Source organism: Palleronia rufa, from assembly GCF_000743715.1.
Lineage (GTDB): Bacteria > Pseudomonadota > Alphaproteobacteria > Rhodobacterales > Rhodobacteraceae > Palleronia > Palleronia rufa.
In genome coordinates this window covers 64,034-80,000 of record NZ_JQEY01000008.1, presented here as the reverse complement: position 1 = coordinate 80,000, position 15,967 = coordinate 64,034, and the positions used below count along the sequence as shown (strand labels likewise).

The window sequence follows — 15,967 nt, the reverse complement described above, 5'->3', positions numbered from 1 at the left end:
GGGAGAGCACCTGCTTTGCAAGCAGGGGGTCATCGGTTCGATCCCGATACGCTCCACCAGATACGGACTGTTCCGGCAAGCAGCACGGCTGTTTTCCCGTCCAGTCGGACGCGTCGCTACGGCGACATTGACATCGTACAGAGAGATACACATCAGTTTCATGCTGAGACGGGCAGTGCGCCCGGATCTGCGGTCCGACCGCAATGCATGATACTATCCAAGTCAAGTACACTAACCCATGCAGCCGCAAGGCTGCAAAATAAGTTCCGCTGCATGAACCAGGTAGCGGAGCGGGAAAGTATGCTTTGATCAATGCCCTGCTGGAAACAAAAGGCCGGTGGGGTGCAGAAGGAGCCTGACTTCTTCTGGATCAAATCAAGCGCGAAAAGGGCGTTTGGTGGATGCCTTGGCAGTAAGAGGCGATGAAGGACGTGATACTCTGCGATAAGTCGCGGCGAGCTGAGAATGAGCTTTGACCCGCGAATTTCCGAATGGGGCAACCCACCTGACAGTTTCGTATTATCCCCTCCGGGGCTTGATACGGCGCTGAAACAGGTACTTTTAACCTGAATATATAGGGTTAAAAGAGCAAACCCGGGGAACTGAAACATCTAAGTACCCGGAGGAAAGGAAATCAACAGATACTCCCCTAGTAGTGGCGAGCGAACGGGGACCAGCCGAGCCATGATTGTGACTGGAACGACCTGGAAAGGTCGGCCATAGCGGGTGACAGCCCCGTACAGGAAGCAAGATTGGACGTATTAAGTAGGGCGGGACACGTGAAATCCTGTCTGAACATGGGGGGACCACCCTCTAAGGCTAAGTACTCCTTACTGACCGATAGCGAACCAGTACCGTGAGGGAAAGGTGAAAAGCACCCCGACGAGGGGAGTGAAACAGTACCTGAAACCGAACGCCTACAATCAGTCGGAGGCTCCTCGAGAGCTGACGGCGTACCTTTTGTATAATGGGTCATCGACTTGGTCTCTCGAGCAAGCTTAAGCCGGTAGGTGTAGGCGCAGCGAAAGCGAGTCTTAATAGGGCGAATGAGTTCGAGGGATCAGACCCGAAACCGAGTGATCTAGGCATGACCAGGATGAAGATAAGGTAACACTTATTGGAGGTCCGAACCCACACCTGTTGAAAAAGGTCGGGATGAGTTGTGCCTAGGGGTGAAAGGCCAATCAAACTCGGAGATAGCTGGTTCTCCGCGAAATCTATTTAGGTAGAGCGTCATCCGAATACCCCCGGGGGTAGAGCACTGGATGGGTAATGGGGCCCCACAGGCTTACTGATCCTAACCAAACTCCGAATACCGGGGAGTACTAGATGGCAGACACACGGCGGGTGCTAACGTCCGTCGTGAAGAGGGAAACAACCCTGACCTACAGCTAAGGCCCCTAATTCGTGGCTAAGTGGGAAAGCATGTGAGACGGCCAAAACAACCAGGAGGTTGGCTTAGAAGCAGCCATCCTTTAAAGATAGCGTAACAGCTCACTGGTCTAGATTAAGCTGTCTTGCGGCGAAGATGTAACGGGGCTCAAGCCACGAGCCGAAGCTTAGGATGCACGTAGTGCATGGTAGCGGAGCGTAGTGTGATATAGCACCGCGCCTCTTCAGCCTTCCTCGGAAGGTTTCGGAGGCACAGGTGTTTTCTGTGAAGCCGGCGCGTGAGCGATCCGGTGGAGAGATCACTAGCGAGAATGATGACATGAGTAGCGACAAACAGGGTGAGAGACCCTGTCGCCGAAAGTCCAAGGGTTCCTGCTTAAAGCTAATCTGAGCAGGGTAAGCCGACCCCTAAGGCGAGGCCGAAAGGCGTAGTCGATGGGAACCAGGTTAATATTCCTGGGCCATGAGGTGGTGACGGATCTCGACTGTAGTTCGTTCTTATCGGATTGAACGGGCTGCTTAGAGGTTCCTGGAAATAGCCCCTCTACAAGATCGTACCCTAAACCGACACAGGTGGACTGGTAGAGAATACCAAGGCGCTTGAGAGAACGATGTTGAAGGAACTCGGCAAAATACCTCCGTAAGTTCGCGAGAAGGAGGCCCAGTTACCAGGCAACTGGTGGCTGGGGGCACAAACTAGGGGGTGGCGACTGTTTACTAAAAACACAGGGCTCTGCGAAGTCGCAAGACGACGTATAGGGTCTGACGCCTGCCCGGTGCCGGAAGGTTAAAAGGAGAGGTGCAAGCCTTGAATTGAAGCCCCGGTAAACGGCGGCCGTAACTATAACGGTCCTAAGGTAGCGAAATTCCTTGTCGGGTAAGTTCCGACCTGCACGAATGGCGTAACGACTTCCCCGCTGTCTCCAACATCGACTCAGCGAAATTGAATTGCCTGTCAAGATGCAGGCTTCCCGCGGTTAGACGGAAAGACCCCGTGCACCTTTACTACAGCTTCACACTGGCATCAGGCCGAGCATGTGCAGGATAGGTGGTAGGCTTCGAAGCAGGGACGCTAGTCTCTGTGGAGCCATCCTTGAGATACCACCCTTGCTCTGCTTGATGTCTAACCGCGGACCGTTATCCGGTTCCGGGACCCTGTGTGGCGGGTAGTTTGACTGGGGCGGTCGCCTCCTAAAGAGTAACGGAGGCGCGCGAAGGTTGGCTCAGAGCGGTCGGAAATCGCTCGTTGAGTGCAATGGCAGAAGCCAGCCTGACTGCAAGACTGACAAGTCGAGCAGAGTCGAAAGACGGCCATAGTGATCCGGTGGTCCCGAGTGGAAGGGCCATCGCTCAACGGATAAAAGGTACGCCGGGGATAACAGGCTGATGGTGCCCAAGAGTCCATATCGACGGCACCGTTTGGCACCTCGATGTCGGCTCATCTCATCCTGGGGCTGGAGCAGGTCCCAAGGGTACGGCTGTTCGCCGTTTAAAGAGGTACGTGAGCTGGGTTTAGAACGTCGTGAGACAGTTCGGTCCCTATCTGCCGTGGGTGTAGGATACTTGAGAGGAGTTGCCCCTAGTACGAGAGGACCGGGGTGAACGATCCACTGGTGGACCAGTTGTCATGCCAATGGCAGTGCTGGGTAGCTATGATCGGACAGGATAACCGCTGAAAGCATCTAAGCGGGAAGCCCCCCTCAAAACAAGGTATCCCTGAGGACCGTGGTAGACCACCACGTCGATAGGCCGGAGATGTAAGCGCAGCAATGCGCTCAGTTGACCGGTACTAATTGTCCGATAGGCTTGATTTGATCCAGTAGTAGTCTGGCTCGATTAAAGCATGCTATCGTGTGCTGACTTGGATAAGGCTCTTTCTCGGTTTGGTGGTCATAGCACGAGCAAAACACCCGGCTCCATTCCGAACCCGGTCGTTAAGTGCCGTAGCGCCGATGGTACTGCGTCTTAAGGCGTGGGAGAGTAGGTCGCCGCCAAACCTAGTAAGAGCCTTTTGTGTATCTCTCTGTGGATGTACCGACACGACATGGCGCGGGATGGAGCAGTCCGGTAGCTCGTCAGGCTCATAACCTGAAGGTCGTAGGTTCAAATCCTACTCCCGCAACCAACGATTTCTGCGAAAGCAGGTTGTCCAAAGCCTCGGCCTCCGAAAGGAAGTCGGGGTTTTGCTTTCCCGCTGCAAAGCGCAGGATCGCCCCCAGGTCGCCGCGCAGGACTATGGAGAGTTCGCCGTTCTCGGGCATGAGGGTGATTTCATCGACCAGTGACCGAAGCACGTCGACGGCGGCGCCTCGATCTTCCTCGGATTGCAGGTTCTCGCAGAGCTTCGCGATCCGATCCTGATACATCCGTGCCATGTTCGGGTGCAGCAATGGCGGCGGCTCGTCGGCATTGTCCAGAAGCTCGGTCAACTCCGCCTTCCTCGCCTCCAGCTTCTCGGCCTTGTCTTTGAGTTTCGCCGGCGGGAAGCCTTGAAGAATGGCGTCGACCATCTTGTCGAGCTCTCGGTCAACCTTCTCGAGTTCGCTCCTCCAGCCGGCCAGGTCGGCTCCGCGCTCGATCCGGAGCCGATTTACCTCGCGCGTGAACTCGGCACAAAATTCATTGAAGAGTTCCGGCGACATGAGATGCTTCCGAAGGCCATTCAAGATCGACGCCTCCAAGGCATCCCGACGTATGTTCAGACGGTTATCGCATGTGCCCTTGTTCCGTGACGCTGCGCAGCCGAGAAGGTCTTTCGAGATCAGGGAGTAGCCACCACCACAGCACCCGCACTTGATGAAACCGGCGAAGAGATGCTTCGGCCGTCGTCTATCGTTCATCGGATTGCTGCCTGTCGCCGTCGTATCAAACGAAAGGCTCTTTTGCCTTTTCTTCACGGCGTCCCAGAGATCTTGGTCCACAATCCGAAGGTCCGGGACCTCCTGGACAACCCACTCACTTTCCGGGTTCGGGCGGGAGACGCGCTTGCCAGTGTCTGGATCCTTCATGTATCGCAGGCGGTTCCAGACCAGCCGCCCGATGTAGAGTTCGTTGTTGAGAATGCCCGTCCCGCGTTTCGGATTGCCGTGGATCGTCGACGGCCCCCATTCCTTTCCCTGCGGTCCTGAAATGCCCTCCCGGTTCAAGGTCATTGCAATCGTCCGCGATGAATGTCCGGACAAGTAATCCCTGAAGATGCGCCGAACGACGTTTGCTTCGGCTGGATTGATGTCCCGCTCGCCCCGATCGTCCGGATCGGCCGTGCGAATGACGTCATACCCATAACAAAGTCCACCACCGGAGCGACCCTTCTCGACGCGCCCGCGGAGACCGCGCCGGGTCTTGTCAGCTAGATCCTTGAGGAAGAGTGCACCCATCGTTCCCTTGAGACCGATGTGCAATTCGCTGACCTCGCCTTCGGACAGCGTCACGATACTCACCCCTGCAAAGCGCATCCGCTTGTAGAGCCCGGCGATGTCCTCCTGGTCCCGAGAGAGACGATCCAGCGACTCCGCAAGGATCACGTCGAAACGCCCCTTCAGCGCATCCGAGATCAGTTCCTGAACGCCGGGCCGAAGCAAGGACGCCCCGGAAATCGCGCGATCCGTGTAGCTGTCGATGATCGTCCAGCCTTCCCGCTCCGCGCGTGCACGGCAGATGCGAAGCTGGTCCTCAATCGACGCATCACGTTGGTTGTCAGATGAATACCGAGCGTAAAGCGCTGCCTTCATGCGATAGCCCCCTTAGTCGCGGAGGCGAGCCCGTGCATGCCGCCTGTTCTCTGTCTCAATGAACTCTCTTGCCGCCTGCCGCGCCAACAAGCGAACAAGGTTGACCAGTCGCGGATCATCGCCAGAAGGCGTGAGGCGCGCGATTTTGTTCTCAGCCGCTCCGCTTTCCCGAGATGAGTCCTGGGCGTCCCTTGAGGCGTCAGCCCCCGGCCTGCTTTTCTGGTCCCTTTCCATAACCACCAGCCTGCCAGAGGCTGGCACACGTACGAAGGAAAAAGCCTATGCATCATAGCGGGTTGGAGGTGGGGCGCGCGCATACTCGCGTAGTCTGGCGCATTGATGGCTGCTACAGCGTCGCGCAAATCGGCGGCCCGGAATCCGGAGATACTGCGCTGTTCTATGCGGTTTCTCAACATTTAGGGGCCCTAAGCTGTGGCAGGGCCCGAAGACCTTTGCCTGAACGAAGTCTGCCATAGGCCGCCCGAATCGCGCAACGCGCGTGTCCATGTGGCGCGGGAAGCCGCCACTCGGCCGGCGAAAGAGCAAGAGACTGGAAGGGGTGCCGTGACGGGTTGAGGGCTGGAGGAGAGGCCTCCGGCGCCCGTCGCGGAGGTTTTCCAATGAACACCGAAATCATCGATGCCGGGCGTGATATCAGCGGCGGCTACAAGGTGGATGTGTCGCGCGGCACGAACGTGGACCGCGTGTCGTCCGAGTGGTTCTCGCGGCCGGATGACGAGCGGTATCTGTCGCTCGACAACCTTTTCGCCTCGGTCAAGGGCCGAGCGGAGCGGAGCCGGACGCGCACGGTGGAGAGCGCGGCGATCCGGGTCGAGGCGCATCGTGACAATCCGGAGAAGCTGGGCCTTGTCCTGCCGGGCGCGGATGAGCCAGTTGCGCCGACGCATTGTGGACCTGTCGCGGTTTGATGCCGCTCCTTTGATAGCATTTACTGCAACAAAGGAGGCGAACTATGGGATTGAAACGGACGGACGAATTCCGCCAGGATGCGGTGCGTATTGCGCTGACCAGCGGGCTGACGCGCAAGCAGGTGGCTGATGATCTGGGCGTTGGAATGTCGACGCTGAACAAATGGATCACAGCGCATCGAGACACGAACGTGGTTTCACAAGAGGATTTGGACCTCGCCAAAGAGAATGAGCGGCTTCGACGTGAGATCCGGCTTCTCAGGGAGGAGAGGGAAATCCTAAAAAAGGCCACCCAGTTCTTCGCGGGCCTAAAGCAATGAGATTTAGGTTTGTCGAGGAACACAGGAACCATTTCCCAGCCAACCGTTTATGCAGTGTCGTTGGCGTCAGCACACGTGGCTTGCGGGCCTTCCGTAGCCGCCCTGCCAGTCGCAGACAACGATCTGATATGGTCACGCTTGCACACATCAAAGAACAGTCCCGCCTGAGCCTTGGTAGCTACGGCAGGCCGCGAATGACCGAAGAGTTGAAGGAGATCGGCCTGGACGTCGGTCATCGCCGTGTGGGCCGTTTGATGCGCCAGAACGGCATATCTGTCGTCAGAACCCGCAAACACAAGGTGACGACCGATAGCGATCACAAGTTCAATATCGCGCCGAACCTGCTGGATCGAGACTTCAACACTGATGCGCCCAACCAGAAGTGGGCCGGTGACATTAGCTATGTCTGGACCCGCGAAGGCTGGTTGTATCTGGCCGTAATCCTCGATCTGCATTCACGGCGTGTGATCGGCTGGGCCGTGAGCAACCGGATGAAACGCGACTTGGCGATCCGGGCGTTGAACATGGCCATAGCTTTTCGGGCGCCGCCCAAAGGCTGCATCCATCATACGGATCGCGGGTCGCAATATTGTTCACACGACTATCAGAAGCTTTTGCGCCAGCATGGGCTTTGTTGCGCAAAGACCGTAAATCCCGGACTTCCCCTTTCCCCGGACGCACTTATCCCACAGGCTCTGTGATGGGTATGCCGAGCGCGGTGTAGCCGTTCAGCACGGCGGCGCGGATCTGAAGTTCGGCGACCTGGCGATCGAAGTCGCGCGCCATGAGGCTCTGCCCCAGTAGCTTCAGGCAATGCATCTTCGTCTCGTCTCGGCGCGGCTCCGGCGGTGGTATCCGCTCCATTTTCGCCAGATGGCGCGGCCGAGGTATCTCGATGCGCGCAGAGCCTCGTTCCGGGCAATGGCGGCTGGGGTTGATGGCTTCCACGGCTTGGCATTCTTGCGCGGCGGTATGACGGCATGGGCGCCGCGGTCGGCGACGGCGTCATGGCACTTGCGCGTATCGTAGGCTCCGTCAGCGRTGATCGATCCGATCTCCACGCCGGCGGGGATCTGGTTGAGCAACTCGGGCAGCATGGGCGCGTCCCCGACGTTGCTTCCGGTGATCTCGATGGCTCGGATCTCCAGCGTCYGTTCGTCGACGCCGATGTGGATCTTGCGCCATAGACGGCGTTTCGCGCCGCCATGCTTGCGGGCGTTCCACTCGCCTTCACCCTCTGCCTTGATGCCGGTGCTGTCGATCAACAGGTTCAGCGGCCCATCTGAGCCGCGGTAGGGAATAGTCACGGACAAGGYCTTCTGGCGCCGGCTCAGTGTGCTGAAGTCGGGCACCGCCCAGTCGAGGCCGACCAGGCGCAGGAGGCTTTCAATGAACCCGGTCGTCTGTCGGAGCGCCATGCCRAAAAGGACTTTCATCGTCAGGCATGYCTGGATCGCGGCGTCGCTATATAACGGCTGCCGGCCTCGCTTGCCGGTCGGCGGCGGCACCCAGACCATGTCCGGATCGAACCAGATCGTCAGGGAACCACGCTGCTTCAGCGCTTCGTTGTAGGCCGGCCAGTTCTTTGTCTTGTAGCTCGGCGGGATCGGTCTGCTCATGCAGGACAGCTACCACGCTGGATTCACGAGATGAATCCCTCACCCAGTCTTTGCGCAACAAAGCCTCCCATAGTTCGTCTCCTTTGTTGCAGTAAATGCTATCAAAGGAGCGGCATCAAACCGCGACAGGTCCAATCTTTGTCTTGGCGGTCATGGGTCTTCTCCGTGACGGATCGGCCGGGAGCCACTCTCCCGACCTTCCGAACCCGTCACGAAAACCTCCTCTACCCTCTTTCTCTTGGGCCACGACCTCGCCGTCCTGGCGACGCCTCAGAACGGAGAGCCGAGGATGGAAGAGCGATGCACCAGATGCCGCCCGGCCCTAGGACACGCGTTCGAGCAGGGTCTTTGCCCGCCCCTCCATCGCAAGCCGCGCATCCTGCTGCGTCTTCGTCCGCGCGACCGCCGTGATGCCCTGCACGAAATCGAAAACGCTTTCCGGCGGACGGCCTTCTTCGGCGAGAACGGTCTCGACGATCCTGTTGGTCTCCGCCTTCGAGAATCCACGCTTACGCAGAAAGTCGGTCCGATCCTGGTCGGTCCGCGCCACGATACGCTCCCGCGCGGCCCGGATGCCCTGGATGAAGGGGGCGGCCGAGGACCCGGCGAAGCGCGCCAGGGCCGGTGCCGCCTCATGCGCGAACCGGTTCGCGGCATGTTTGGAATGCCGGATCCTGATCTCCTGGAAATCCTCGACGCCCCAGAGATTGCGGTTCTGACAGACTGCCCTGAGGTAGAAACTGGCGATTCCGAGCGTCTTCGCGCCCACCTCGGAGTTCCAACAATAGAATCCCCGAAAGAACAGGTCGGGCGCGCCGTCGGGCAATTTGCCCGCCTCGATCGGGTTGCGGTCGTCTACGAGGAACAGGAACACGTCGCGGTCAGACGCGTAGAGCGTCGTCGTGTCCTTGGTCACGTCCACGTTCGGATTGTAGATGCCGGTCGACCAGTCGAGCACGCCCGGCACCTTCCAACGCGTGTCGCCGACGCCATCGCCCGCAATGCGCTGAACCGCCGCGACCAGCTCGTGATCGTAAATGCGGCCATAGTCGGGCCCGGTGACGGCCCGCAATTCGGCGCGTCCGTCGTTGGTTTCCAGCATCTTGACCTGTTCGGCCCGATGCGAGGTCAGGCCGTATTGCAGGTTGATCCCCGCAAGCGCTGCCGGAAGCTGGCGCAGATAGGTGGCGGGTGCCCCGACGAGGCTCGTGAGTTGGCCGAAGCTCCAATGGGTCGGGGCAATCGGCCCGTCGGCTCCCGGCACGATCAGCGCCAGCGCTTCCGGGTCCTCGCGGCTGGCTTCGACGCGGATCGCAGCACTCTCGACGATGCGTGTCCGGCTCCGCTCGGCGCGGGTCCTGACCGCCGCCTGTAACGCCGACAGGGACAGGTAGCGCTGGTCGTCGGGCCGCGAGAACCATTCCGACGAGACGCGGCCGTTATGGCCGCCGCGGGACACATCCACCTTGTAGCCGCTCGAGACGTCGCGGGGGCCGTCCTGAAATYCGAWATCGGTCATGKCKTKAKSYCCRYGAMGRRCKGCSGYGAGMMWYYYTYMSGAYYTCCMKMYCCGTCMCKGMGACAGCCGCAGAYCTCTGACTCKAGRGCCGATCTTGAACGACAGGKTCAKCTCYKGAGCGASGTCGGCAAACTCCCTAACCTTGTKMRMYCATACGWCGKGTAYTCGGTMTKCARCYGGGCTCTGTTGCACAAACCCGGTGAGGGATTCATGTCGTGAGTCCAGCGTGGTAGCTGGACGACATGAGCAGACCCACACCGCCAACCTACAMGACCARGAACTGGCCGGCCTATAATGAAGCGCTCAAGCGCCGTGGCTCGCTGACGATCTGGTTTGACCCAGAGATGATCTGGGATGCTGCGCCGACCGGCAAACGCGGCCGACAGCCAACCTACAGCGATACCGCCATCCAGACATGCCTGACGATGAAGGTTCTGTTTGGCATGGCGTTGCGCCAGACGACCGGGTTCGTCGAGAGCCTGTTGCGTCTGATCGGTTTGAACTGGGCGGTGCCCGACTTCAGCACGCTATCGCGCCGCCAGAAAACGCTGGCCGTGAACATCCCGTATCGTGGCTCCAACGGCCCAGTGCATCTCCTGATCGATAGCACSGGCATCAAGGTCGAGGGTGAAGGCGAGTGGAACGCACGCAAGCATGGTGGGCCCAAGCGGCGGGTTTGGCGCAAGATCCATCTTGGGATCGACGAMCAAACGCTGGAGGTTCGGGCGCTCGAGATTACCGGAAGCCACATCGGTGATGCGCCGGTGATGCCCGATCTGCTCAACCARATTCCGGCGGACGAGGCGATCGGCAGCGTCACTGCAGACGGTGCCTATGATACCCGCAAATGCCACGACGCCATCGCTGACCGCGGGGCGAATGCCGTCATCCCACCCCGCAAGAACGCCAAGCCGTGGAAGACCGTCACTGCGGGTGCCGTGGCCAGAAACGAGGCCCTGCGAGCTTCGAAATATCTCGGTCGAGCGATCTGGCGAAACTGGAGCGGATACCACCGCCGAAGCCGCGTCGAAACCAAGATGCACTGCGTTAAATTGCTGGGGCAGCGCCTCATGGCGCGGGACTTCGACCGACAAGTCGCGGAAGTCCAGGTCCGCATCGCCGTCATGAACGGCTACACCGCCCTTGGCATCCCTGTCACAGAGGCCGTGGGATGAATCCGTCCGGGGAAAGGGGAATCTCGGGTATTAAAAGCTTTGTGCAACAGAGCCTATCGTCGAACCAGTTCGTCGAAGGTCGTGAACAGTGAACGGCTCGAGCGGGAGGCCTTCCTTTCTCGCGCGTTCGATGACCGAATGGGTCACGCGATTGAACGTCGCCCGGGACATCGGGGCATCCGCATCGTATCTTGACGGCAGCAAGTACCGCGAATTACCGGCGCACGTCTTCAGCGCAATCAGGATGTCGAGCGCTTGGCGCGCTAGATACACATTGTGAGGTCGCGATCGCTTCATGCGCTCCTTCGGTATCGTCCACACTGATGCCTCGAAATCCACTTCATCCCAAGTCGCGTTTTGCAGTTCGCTTTTGCGCACCATCGTGAGCAGGAAGAGATACACGCCGAGCCGGATCGTCGGCAGGGTCGCGACGTGCTGGATCTGCTTCAACAATATTCTGATTTCGGCGGCGGAAAGAGATCGGTCGCGCGGCTTGAAGGTTGCGATCGATGCAGGCCCAACCTCGTCGGCCGGGTTCTTGATCTTCTCGCCATGGAGAGCCGCGAAGCTGAAGATCTGCTTCACGATATCGCGCACATGGATGGCCGTCGCAGGGGCGCCACGGTCGACGATTTTCGCGCAAAGCGCGCGTAGATCGTCTGGCAGGACTTCGTTGAGCAGCCGATTTTGCCAAAAGGGCAGGAGCTCGCGGTCGAAGATCGAGCGACGCATGGCGCGGGTGCTGTCGGCCATCTGGGCCTTTTGGAACCATTGTTCTCCGAACTCCCCGAAGCTCTTTGCCTCTCTCAGGCGACGCTTGCGACGCTGCTTCTCCTGGGCGGGCGAGACGCCCTCGACGATCATTCGCCGAGCGTCCAGGCATTTTTCCCGAGCGCGCGCCAAGGAGAGATCGTCCGACGCGTAGCGCCCGATGAGGAAGGTCTCGCGTCGTCCGTTGAGGCGATAGTCGAGGCGAAAGGTGATCCTGCCCGATGTGGCGACATGGACGTACATTCGTCGCGATCCGTGATCTTGTACGGTTTTGCCTTCGATTTGAGGTTCTTGAGCGCGACATCGGTGAGCATGGCGGTTCCTTTCGAAAATACCGTCAGCTCAGTTTCGGACCGCCACCACCTCATTATTTCGGCGATATCAGAGGGATACGACGAAAAAACTACCGTCAACTGGGCTATATCCGTGACGGTACGCGCAAAAAGCACCTGAGGCAAGACTTGACCATACCGTCAGGCATACCGTTAGATTTCACTGCTATGCAGCGATAGTCTTCGAACGTGATTGGTGGGTAATTTATATTTTTCAGTGTCTTGCGTTCTATCTGAAGATAGGTGCCGATAGCCCTCGAACGTTCTGAATCATTCCCACTCGATGGTGCCCGGGGGTTTCGACGTGATGTCGTAGGTCACCCGGTTTATTCCGCGCACGTTGTTGATGATGCGTGTCGCGGTCTCGCCCAGAAACTCGTGGGTGAAAGGATAGTAGTCCGCGGTCATCCCGTCGACGCTGGTGACGGCGCGCAGCGCGCAGGCGTAGTCGTAGGTGCGTCCGTCGCCCATGACGCCGACGGTGCGCACCGGCAAGATCGCCACGAAGGCCTGCCAGATCTCATCGTAGAGGCCGTGACGTCGGATCTGGTCGATGTAGATTGCATCCGCCTCGCGCAGGATGGCCAGCTTTTCGCGGGTGATCTCACCCGGGCAGCGGATGGCAAGACCCGGGCCGGGAAAGGGGTGGCGGCCGATGAACCGCTCCGGCAGACCAAGCTCGCGGCCAAGCGCGCGGACCTCGTCCTTGAAGAGCTCGCGCAGCGGTTCGACAAGCTTCATGCCCATCTTTTCGGGCAATCCGCCGACATTGTGGTGGCTCTTGATCGTCACCGACGGCCCGCCCGAGAAGCTGACGCTTTCGATGACATCGGGGTAGAGCGTGCCCTGGGCCAGGAATGCGGCGCCGCCGATGTCTCTGGCGTGTTTGTCGAACACGTCGATGAAGAGACCGCCGATGATCTTGCGCTTGGTCTCCGGGTCGGAAACGCCGTCGAGCCGGTCGAGGAACAGGTCGGCCTCATCCGCGTGGATGAGCGGCAGGTTCATGTGGTCGCGGAACATGCCCACCACCTCTGCCGCCTCATCCTTTCTGAGCAATCCGTGATCCACGAAGACGCAGGTCAGCTGATCGCCGATGGCCTCATGGATCAGCACCGCCGCGACAGAGGAGTCGACGCCGCCCGACAGCGCGCAGATCACCTGCGCATCGCCGACCCGGTCGCGGATCGCGGCCACCGCCTGCTCGCGATAGGCGCCCATGGTCCAGTCGCCGGTGAACCCCGCGAGCTGGACGAAATTCTGGAACAGCGCGGGGCCATGGGGGGTGTGATGGACCTCCGGGTGGAACTGCATTCCGAAAAAGCGCCGCTTCGGGTCGGCCACCACCGCGAAGGGCGCGCCTTCGGAGGTGGCGTAGGGCCTGAAACCGGGGGCGAGGCGCGAGACGTGGTCTCCGTGGCTCATCCACACCTGTTCCCGCGTGCCGTGGAACCAGCCGGCCAGCAACTCGAGCCGGTGGTCGGTGGGAGAGATGAAGGCCCGGCCGAACTCCGCGGTTCCCTGACCGCGCAGCACCTCTCCGCCCAGCATCTGCATCATCACCTGCTGGCCATAGCAGATCCCCAGAACCGGCACGCCCAGATCGAACACCTTCGCGGGCGGGCGGGGGCTGTCCGCATCGGGCACGCTGGCCGGTCCGCCGGACAGGATAACGGCCTGCGGGGCGAAGGCGTCGAGAAACGCGTCGTCCACCGCGTTGAACGGATGGATTTCGCAATACACGCTGAGTTCGCGCAGTCGGCGGGCGATGAGTTGCGTGACCTGGCTGCCGAAATCGACGATCAGCAGCTTCTGGTGCTCGGCCTGGTGGGCCGGGGCGATGTCGGCGTCCGTCACGTCTGTCGCGTTTTTCATGGGGCGGGAATAGAAGCGCGGACCGCCGGGCGCAAGGCAGGGCGCGATGTCGGTTTCGTTCGGAAACCGGCGCAAACGGACGCCGCACAACGGCCGGGCGCGGTATCAGGCGGGGCGATCAGCAGGGAGAGACCCATGAGCGACACGGGCACGCGCAGACGGGGCCGCGGCGCGGGCGGCGGGGCGGCGCGGCGGGCCGAACGATCCGCCGTGCGGATCGAGGCGGCGCGGTTCATAGAGCGCAACATCCCGAATTTCGAGGTGCTGAACGACGAAGCGCTGGAGATCATCGAGCACAACGCCGAAACCGTCCTTGAGGAGATCGGCGTGGTGTTCTCCGAGAACCCCGCGGCGCTGGACCTCTGGCGTCAGGCCGGTGCGGAGATCGACGGCGACCGGGTGCGGATGCCCAAGGGTCTGGCCCGCGGGCTCTGCGCCACGGCGCCCGCCAGCTTCACCCAGCACGCCCGAAACCCGGAGCGCACCGTAGAGATCGGCGGCCGCAATCTTGTGCTGGCCCCGGTCTACGGTCCGCCCTTCGTACGCGACATCGCGGGCGGGCGGCGCTACGCCACGATCGCCGATTTCCGGACCTTCGTGAAGCTCGGCTACATGTCCAAATGGCTGCACCATTCCGGCGGCACGGTATGCGAGCCGACGGACGTGCCCGTCAACAAGCGGCATTTCGACATGCTGCTGGCCCATATGACCCTCTCGGACAAGCCGTTCATGGGGTCGGTAACCGAACCTTCGCGCGCCGCCGACTCCGTCGAGATGTGCGAGATCCTCTTCGGCCGCGACTTCGTGGCCGAGAACACGGTGATGACGTCACTGATCAACATCAACTCTCCTCTGACCTTCGACGCCACGATGATGGGCGCGCTCGAAGTCTACGCGCGGGCGGGACAGGCGGCGATCATCTCTCCGTTCATCGTCGGCGGCGCGATGGCGCCGGTGACCGTCGCCGGCACGCTGACCCAGGTGCTGGCGGAGGTGATGACCGGCGTGGCCTATGCGCAAATGGTCCGCCCCGGCGCGCCGGTGATCGGCGGCGCCTTCGTCACGTCCATCGACATGAACTCCGGCGCGCCGACCTTCGGAACGCCGGAGGCCGCGCAGGTCACCTACGGGGCCGGGCAACTGATGCGCCGGCTGGGCCTGCCCTATCGGTCTTCGGGGGCCTTCACCGGCGCCAAGCTGCCGGATGCACAGGCCGCCTACGAGAGCGCCAATTCGCTGAACGTGGGGCTCATGTCTGGGGTGAACTTCATGCTTCACGCCTGCGGCTGGCTGGAAGGCGGTCTGGTCGCCAGTCCGGAGAAATTCGTCATGGATGCCGACCAGCTGGGCGCGCTCCACCGCCTGGCGCGCGGCGTGGACATGGGTGAGGCCGCACAGGCCATGGACGCGATCGAAGAGGTCGGTCCGGGCGGCCACTATCTGGGCTGCGCCCATACCCAGGCGCATTTCAAGGACGCGTTCTGGCGCAGCGACCTCTTCGACTACAAGGCATTCGAGACCTGGGCCGAAGAGGGCGCGCGCGACACGCTGACGCTCGCCGGACAGCGGGTGGAAAAGCTGCTGACCGACTACCAGCGGCCGGCCCTGGACCCGGAAATCGCAGGACAGCTCGACGACTACGTCGCGCGCCGCAAGTCCGGGATGACCGACGCGTTCAGCTGACCCGCCGCGTCTCGATCAAAAGCCGCGCCTCTGCCATCAGCGCCGTCAGCGCCTCCACATGGGCCGCGATCGAATAGGTCGCGCAGCCGCTCCGGCGCGCGGCGTCGTATCCCCGCTCAAGATCCGCCAGACGGTCCAGCGCCGCGGTGCCCGGCGTCGGCGCGCTGCCGCCGAAAAGCCGCGAAAGCGCGGCGGCGCGATCATAGGCGGACAGGCCGAATCGTGCCGCGCTGACCAGCAGGCGGGGGCGGACCAGGCGGGCGAGGGGGGTGTCTTCGAGGGTCATTCCAGTCTCCGGTTCGAGTCGTTGCCGGTGGAAGTTGCATGACCGAGAGCCGTGTTGCCCTGTGGACGAATCGTGCGCGCGGTGGGGCGCAATTCCTTTAATTGTTTGGCATCAAAGTGGCTTTTGTAGCGTTCGGTTAACTGTCTGCTAAGGAAAACAACCAAAGGTTGTTGCCGGACGCAGACAACTCGCGACAAATTTTCAGGATGCTGCAAAGCACGGGGATTCAGGATGACGGAAGCGACGAAAGAGGACATGCCGGCTTGGGTGCCTGACGCGGTTCAGGCCTATCTTGCACATGTGGTGGACGGGCAATCGATCCGCTCCCTGGCGCG

8 protein-coding genes, 2 tRNA genes, 2 rRNA genes and 3 pseudogenes (1 of these 15 only partly in view) are annotated in these 15,967 nt (G+C 60.8%); 8 read left to right on the top strand and 7 right to left on the bottom strand.

Features of this window, described 5'->3' with window-relative positions:
- The 4 genes from KW83_RS11825 to KW83_RS11810 form a co-directional block, all read left to right on the top strand.
- Positions 1–59 (top strand) — tRNA-Ala (locus KW83_RS11825); it begins 17 nt to the left of the window's first position.
- 314 nt (positions 60–373) lie between these two features.
- A 23S ribosomal RNA gene (locus KW83_RS11820) occupies positions 374–3,206 on the top strand.
- 68 nt (positions 3,207–3,274) lie between these two features.
- Positions 3,275–3,389 (top strand): 5S ribosomal RNA (gene rrf, locus KW83_RS11815).
- Between the two features lie 51 nt (positions 3,390–3,440).
- Positions 3,441–3,517 (top strand) — tRNA-Met (locus KW83_RS11810).
- Here the strand turns inward: KW83_RS11810 and KW83_RS19935 are convergent.
- The gene (locus KW83_RS19935) at positions 3,474–5,123 is read right to left on the bottom strand and encodes a recombinase family protein (RefSeq protein WP_081904593.1); all 1,650 of its coding nucleotides are present in this window, start codon (positions 5,121–5,123) and stop codon (positions 3,474–3,476) included. The genes KW83_RS11810 and KW83_RS19935 overlap by 44 nt on opposite strands.
- Positions 5,124–5,743: 620 nt before the next feature.
- Here KW83_RS19935 and KW83_RS11800 point away from each other — a divergent pair.
- Together KW83_RS11800 and KW83_RS20610 are read left to right on the top strand one after the other, a co-directional pair.
- A pseudogene (locus tag KW83_RS11800) lies at positions 5,744–6,031 on the top strand (DUF932 domain-containing protein); the annotation flags it as partial.
- A gap of 65 nt (positions 6,032–6,096) precedes the next feature.
- Positions 6,097–7,001: pseudogene (locus KW83_RS20610) on the top strand (IS3 family transposase); the annotation flags it as partial.
- A gap of 52 nt (positions 7,002–7,053) precedes the next feature.
- On the opposite strand, the pseudogene KW83_RS11780 reads toward KW83_RS20610, so the two are convergent.
- Positions 7,054–7,991: pseudogene (locus tag KW83_RS11780) on the bottom strand (IS5 family transposase).
- Between the two features lie 322 nt (positions 7,992–8,313).
- Positions 8,314–9,510, bottom strand: coding sequence for a hypothetical protein (locus KW83_RS11775; protein ID WP_036178838.1), 1,197 nt, complete (start codon positions 9,508–9,510; stop codon positions 8,314–8,316).
- 242 nt (positions 9,511–9,752) lie between these two features.
- Here KW83_RS11775 and KW83_RS11770 point away from each other — a divergent pair, with 242 nt between their 5' ends.
- Complete coding sequence (locus KW83_RS11770; protein ID WP_036178835.1) at positions 9,753–10,685, top strand: IS5 family transposase; 933 nt, start codon at positions 9,753–9,755, stop codon at positions 10,683–10,685.
- A gap of 30 nt (positions 10,686–10,715) precedes the next feature.
- Here the strand turns inward: KW83_RS11770 and KW83_RS11765 are convergent, their stop codons facing one another.
- Both KW83_RS11765 and guaA read right to left on the bottom strand, forming a co-directional pair.
- Positions 10,716–11,789: a tyrosine-type recombinase/integrase gene (locus KW83_RS11765; protein WP_456088818.1), complete on the bottom strand. Its 1,074-nt coding sequence runs from the start codon at positions 11,787–11,789 to the stop codon at positions 10,716–10,718.
- 269 nt (positions 11,790–12,058) lie between these two features.
- Entirely contained in the window at positions 12,059–13,663 is a 1,605-nt protein-coding gene (gene guaA, locus KW83_RS11760; protein WP_051928471.1) for a glutamine-hydrolyzing GMP synthase, read from the bottom strand.
- A 135-nt stretch (positions 13,664–13,798) separates the two neighbouring features.
- Here guaA and KW83_RS11755 point away from each other — a divergent pair, with 135 nt between their 5' ends.
- Positions 13,799–15,346 (top strand): trimethylamine methyltransferase family protein, encoded by a 1,548-nt coding sequence (locus tag KW83_RS11755; RefSeq protein WP_036178834.1) that lies wholly within the window; start codon positions 13,799–13,801, stop codon positions 15,344–15,346.
- Here the strand turns inward: KW83_RS11755 and KW83_RS11750 are convergent.
- Positions 15,339–15,632, bottom strand: a complete 294-nt coding sequence (locus tag KW83_RS11750; protein WP_036178833.1) for a DUF6477 family protein — start codon at positions 15,630–15,632, stop codon at positions 15,339–15,341. The genes KW83_RS11755 and KW83_RS11750 overlap by 8 nt on opposite strands.
- Complete coding sequence (locus KW83_RS21165; protein WP_152563575.1) at positions 15,629–15,889, bottom strand: hypothetical protein; 261 nt, start codon at positions 15,887–15,889, stop codon at positions 15,629–15,631. The genes KW83_RS11750 and KW83_RS21165 overlap by 4 nt, the downstream gene beginning before the upstream one ends.
- Positions 15,890–15,967 lie beyond the last annotated feature (78 nt).

Excerpts from the sequence above, each read along its gene's own strand:
- guaA (WP_051928471.1), bottom strand. The coding sequence starts at position 13,663 with ATGAAAAACGCGACAGACGTGACGGACGCCGACATCGCCCCGGCCCAC.
- KW83_RS11755 (WP_036178834.1), top strand. The coding sequence starts at position 13,799 with ATGAGCGACACGGGCACGCGCAGACGGGGCCGCGGCGCGGGCGGCGGG.
- KW83_RS21165 (WP_152563575.1), bottom strand. The coding sequence starts at position 15,889 with ATGTCCTCTTTCGTCGCTTCCGTCATCCTGAATCCCCGTGCTTTGCAG.
- KW83_RS19935 (WP_081904593.1), bottom strand. The coding sequence starts at position 5,123 with ATGAAGGCAGCGCTTTACGCTCGGTATTCATCTGACAACCAACGTGAT.
- KW83_RS11750 (WP_036178833.1), bottom strand. The coding sequence starts at position 15,632 with ATGACCCTCGAAGACACCCCCCTCGCCCGCCTGGTCCGCCCCCGCCTG.